Raw genomic sequence first — 3,675 nt, 5'->3', positions numbered from 1 at the left:
GGCTGGACCCGGTGCGCCGCGCCCGCGCCGGGGCCAGCGACCAGGCCTTCTACGAGGCCGCCTACCGCGAGCTGCGCGCCCAGGCCGGCGTGCCGCCGAACCCCGACCTGCGCCGCCTGCCCCGCCCCGAATACTGCCGCGCACAGATCGCCGCCTTCGCCGCCCTGGAGCGCCTGCGCCCCGACGCCGCCGCGCGGATGGCCGCCCACATGGTCGACGCAGCGGCGGACCTGCCGGGGGACTGAGGGGCTCTAGCCCCCGTTCGGGTTGCGCAGGCGCTCGACGCCTGCCATCGTCTCGGCCTGGGCGCCTGCGACCAACGCCTCTTCCTCGGCGGCCAGCCGGCGGATCTTCTGCACGTGCGCGTCGTAAGCCTTGAGATCGTCGTCACGCGCGAAGAGGAGCTGCCCGTCCCGGACCACCCAGCGTCCGCGCGCGCCCTGCAGGACGTCCAGACCGCCCTCGACCTCGTCGAGGATCTTCGCTTCCAGGCCCCAGATCCGCTCCACCTTCGCCAGCGCCCTGGCCTGGCCCTTGTCGACGCCGGCCAAGGCCTCGCGCTTTGTGGTCGGGCTCAGCCGCGGCGACGCCTGAACCGCCGCGCGCAGTTCGGCCAGCCGCACAGCCGGCAGAACGCGGTACTTCTCCGTGATCGCCCGCGCCTTCGCCAGACGCGCCCGCGCCCCGCTCAGACCCGCTTCACCCGCGAAGGTCGACGCGTCGAGCAGCCGGTCCCCGCCCGCCGCCACGAACTCGGCCTGGGAGGCCTGCTGATCGGCGACGAGGGCGTTCATGTGGACCTTCATCAGGCGACCCAGCTCGCCAGCCTCTCCGGACACGCTCGGCCCGACCTCGACCTGGCGGCCCTGGTAGGCCTCGCTCAGAGCCGTCGTCAGCTCCGAGGCCAATACCTGCCTCTCGGCCTTGTCCTGCTCGCGGTCGCGGAAGGCCGACCCGCTCTCGAGCAGGATCGAGCCGACGACCAGCGCCAGGCCCACGGCCACGACCGTCCCCATCCCCCGCTTCGGACGGCGGTCCACCCGCTTGGCCAGCGTCGATTCCATCATGTCACGCCCCCCGCCGACGCCCCCGCGCCGAGTCACCCCAAGGTTGATATCGGCGGTCGCGCAAACTCAGGTCAAGGCGGCGGGGCGCCTTGTCGCTGCTCCTTCTCCCCCTGAGGGAGAAGGACGGAGCCCGCGCCCCGGAGCGCTAGCGGAGGGCTGCGCGGGAGGATGAGGGGTCGCGCCGACCGGGTCACCAGCGAGCGAAATAGCCCCAGACCACGTGCGTAAACCGAGCGTGCTCAAGGTCCGGGGGCGCAGTCACGTCCTGCGCCGGAATGGCGAACCAATAGCGAAGGTCGGACTCGCCGGGGCGTCCACAGGACATGACCGACGTGTCGGGGACGAACGGCTCCTGTTCCGTCCTGCAGTCGGCCGGGGCAAACCCGCTGTCGCGCCACGCCGCCCCGTCCGGCAGGTTGACCGGCCCGCGCGCACGCGCGCCGTCGATCGTCGCTCCGCCGACGCACCCGCCGGGCGCCTCTCCCAGCACCAAGTCCACGCCGGGCGCGCGCACCCGGATTCTCGGCTCACGCCGGGCCGGCCGGGAGTCGGTGTACATGCTCCAGTCTTCGCGGGTGATCTCGGCCGACGGGAAGGCTCGCTTCACGGCCGCGATGCTGAACCGGGTCCGATGGGTGACCCCGCCGATGTAGTCATGGCCATAGACGAACTCAGCCGCCGGGTCGGTCGGCGCCAGGCCCACGTCCCAGACCATGCACGGGCGCACCGGCGCCCCGCCCGACGCGGCGCTCCTGGGACGATCACAGCCGCCCACTCCCGCGGCGAGCGCCGCCGTCAACGCCAAGCCCCGACCGAACACGCGCTTGCTCCGACTCCACGAGCGCATGACCCTGCCGCCGTCGGGTTAAGGCGCCCCTGCCGAAAGCTCGCGAGACCCCTCATCCTCCCGCGCAGGCCTGCGGGCTGAAGCCCTCCGGCGCGCGGGCTCCGTCCTTCTCCCTCAAGGGGAGAAGGATCACGGACGCCCTTGATCTCCCCGCCCCGCCCGGCCACGCTCGGCGCATGTACGACGTCGATGCGATCGTGGTGGGGGCAGGCGCGGTCGGCCTGGCCTGCGCCTACGCCCTCTCCCGCCGCGGCAATTCCGTCATCGTGCTGGAGAAGGAGCGGCTGATCGGCTCGGGCGTGTCCTCGCGCAATTCCGAGGTGATCCACGCCGGGCTGTACTATCCGACCGGCTCGCTGAAGGCCCGCCTGTGCGTCGAGGGCCGGCGCGCGCTCTACGGATTTCTCGAACAGCACGGCGTTCCGTACGAGCGCTGCGGCAAGCTGGTGGTGGCCACCGACGCGGCCGAGGTCGCGCGCCTGGACGCCATCGAGGCCCAGGCGGGGCTGAACGGCGTCGAGGGGATCCGCCGCCTGACCGGCGAACAGGCCCGCGCGCTGGAGCCCCAGGTCAACGCGGTCGCCGCCCTGCTCTCGGAAGAGACCGGCATCTTCGACAGCCACGGCTACATGCTGGCCCTGCAGGGCGAGATCGAGGCGGCCGGCGGGGCTGTCGCCTTCGCCGCGCCGTTCGAGCACGCCGCGCCCCTGCCGGACGGCGGCTTTCGCGTGCGCGCCGGCGGGGCCGAGCCGGCCGAGCTGAGCTGCCGCTGGCTGGTGCTGGCCCCGGGCCTGGACGCGCAGGGCTGCGCCGCCCACGTCGAGGGCTTTCCGGCCAGCCGCATCCCGCCCGCCCACTACGGCAAGGGCACCTATTTCGCGCTCAGCGGCCCCGCGCCGTTCCAGCGCCTGGTCTATCCGCCGCCGATCCCCGGCGCGCTCGGCGTGCACTACAAGCGCGACCTGGGCGGCCGCGCCCACTTCGGGCCGGACCTCGAATACGTCGACCACCCCGACTACGACGTCGATCCGGCCCGGGCCGAGGGCTTCTACGCCTATGTGCGCCGCTTCTGGCCGGCCCTGCCGGACGGCGCCCTGACCCCCGACTACGCCGGCGTGCGCCCCAAGATCCACGGCCCGGGCGAGCCCCAGCCCGACTTCGACCTGGACACCTCCATGCCCGGCCTGGTCGCCCTGTTCGGCATCGAGAGCCCCGGCCTGACCGCGTCGCTGGCGATCGGGGAAGAGGTGGCGGGGCGGTTGGGGCTTTAAACCCCTCTCCCCTTGCGGGAGAGGGAGGGGCCCGGCGCGAAGCGACGGGAGGGTGAGGGGTCGCGCCGCCCTCGCCCGTCCTGGCGCACAGCTCGCGCCTGAAAGCTCGCGAAACCCCTCATCCTCCCACCGGCCTTCGGCCGGCGGGCCCCTCCTTCTCCCGCAAGGGGAGAAGGATCGCGGAACGGAACCCGGCCCCGCCTCGCGCCCTTTACCGGGGCGCGTAGCCCAGGAGAGTTCCCATGACCCGCACCGTCACCCGCCTGTTCGACGACTACAAGGACGCCCTCGCCGCCGTGCGGGCTCTGGAAAAGGCCGACTTCGACCCGAACATGATCGCCCTGGTGGCCAACAACGTCGAAGGCCGCCACGCCGAGAAGAAGTCGTTCTCGCCGCTGGACCGCGAGGCGCGCGGGCGCGAGGGCAAGCACGCCGACGCCGCCGACGACGCGGTGATGGGCGCCGGCGCGGGCGCCGTGCTGGGCGGCGG

Annotated in this window: 4 protein-coding genes and 1 pseudogene; 3 read left to right on the top strand and 2 right to left on the bottom strand. The window is 73.2% G+C overall.

Annotation, left to right across the window (positions count from 1 at the left end):
• The coding region (locus G3573_RS20750; protein WP_163263555.1) for a hypothetical protein at positions 1 to 245 on the top strand (245 nt) is incomplete at its 5' end.
• 6 nt (positions 246 to 251) lie between these two features.
• Here the strand turns inward: G3573_RS20750 and G3573_RS20745 are convergent.
• On the bottom strand, positions 252 to 1,067 hold the full coding sequence (locus tag G3573_RS20745; protein ID WP_163263554.1) for a hypothetical protein: 816 nt from the start codon (positions 1,065 to 1,067) through the stop codon (positions 252 to 254).
• 190 nt (positions 1,068 to 1,257) lie between these two features.
• The gene (locus G3573_RS20740) at positions 1,258 to 1,782 is read right to left on the bottom strand and encodes a hypothetical protein (RefSeq protein ID WP_163263553.1); all 525 of its coding nucleotides are present in this window, start codon (positions 1,780 to 1,782) and stop codon (positions 1,258 to 1,260) included.
• A gap of 308 nt (positions 1,783 to 2,090) precedes the next feature.
• On the opposite strand from G3573_RS20740, the gene G3573_RS20735 reads away from it, so the two are divergent.
• The gene (locus tag G3573_RS20735) at positions 2,091 to 3,185 is read left to right on the top strand and encodes an NAD(P)/FAD-dependent oxidoreductase (RefSeq protein WP_163263552.1); all 1,095 of its coding nucleotides are present in this window, start codon (positions 2,091 to 2,093) and stop codon (positions 3,183 to 3,185) included.
• Between the two features lie 242 nt (positions 3,186 to 3,427).
• Positions 3,428 to 3,675, top strand: a pseudogene (locus tag G3573_RS20730) (hypothetical protein); the annotation flags it as partial.

It is taken from the genome of Caulobacter sp. 17J65-9 (genome assembly GCF_010975005.1).
In the GTDB taxonomy this organism is placed as follows: Bacteria; Pseudomonadota; Alphaproteobacteria; order Caulobacterales; family Caulobacteraceae; genus 17J80-11.
The sequence above is the reverse complement of the archived record's forward strand: the minus strand, read 5'-3'. Positions and strand labels throughout refer to the sequence as shown.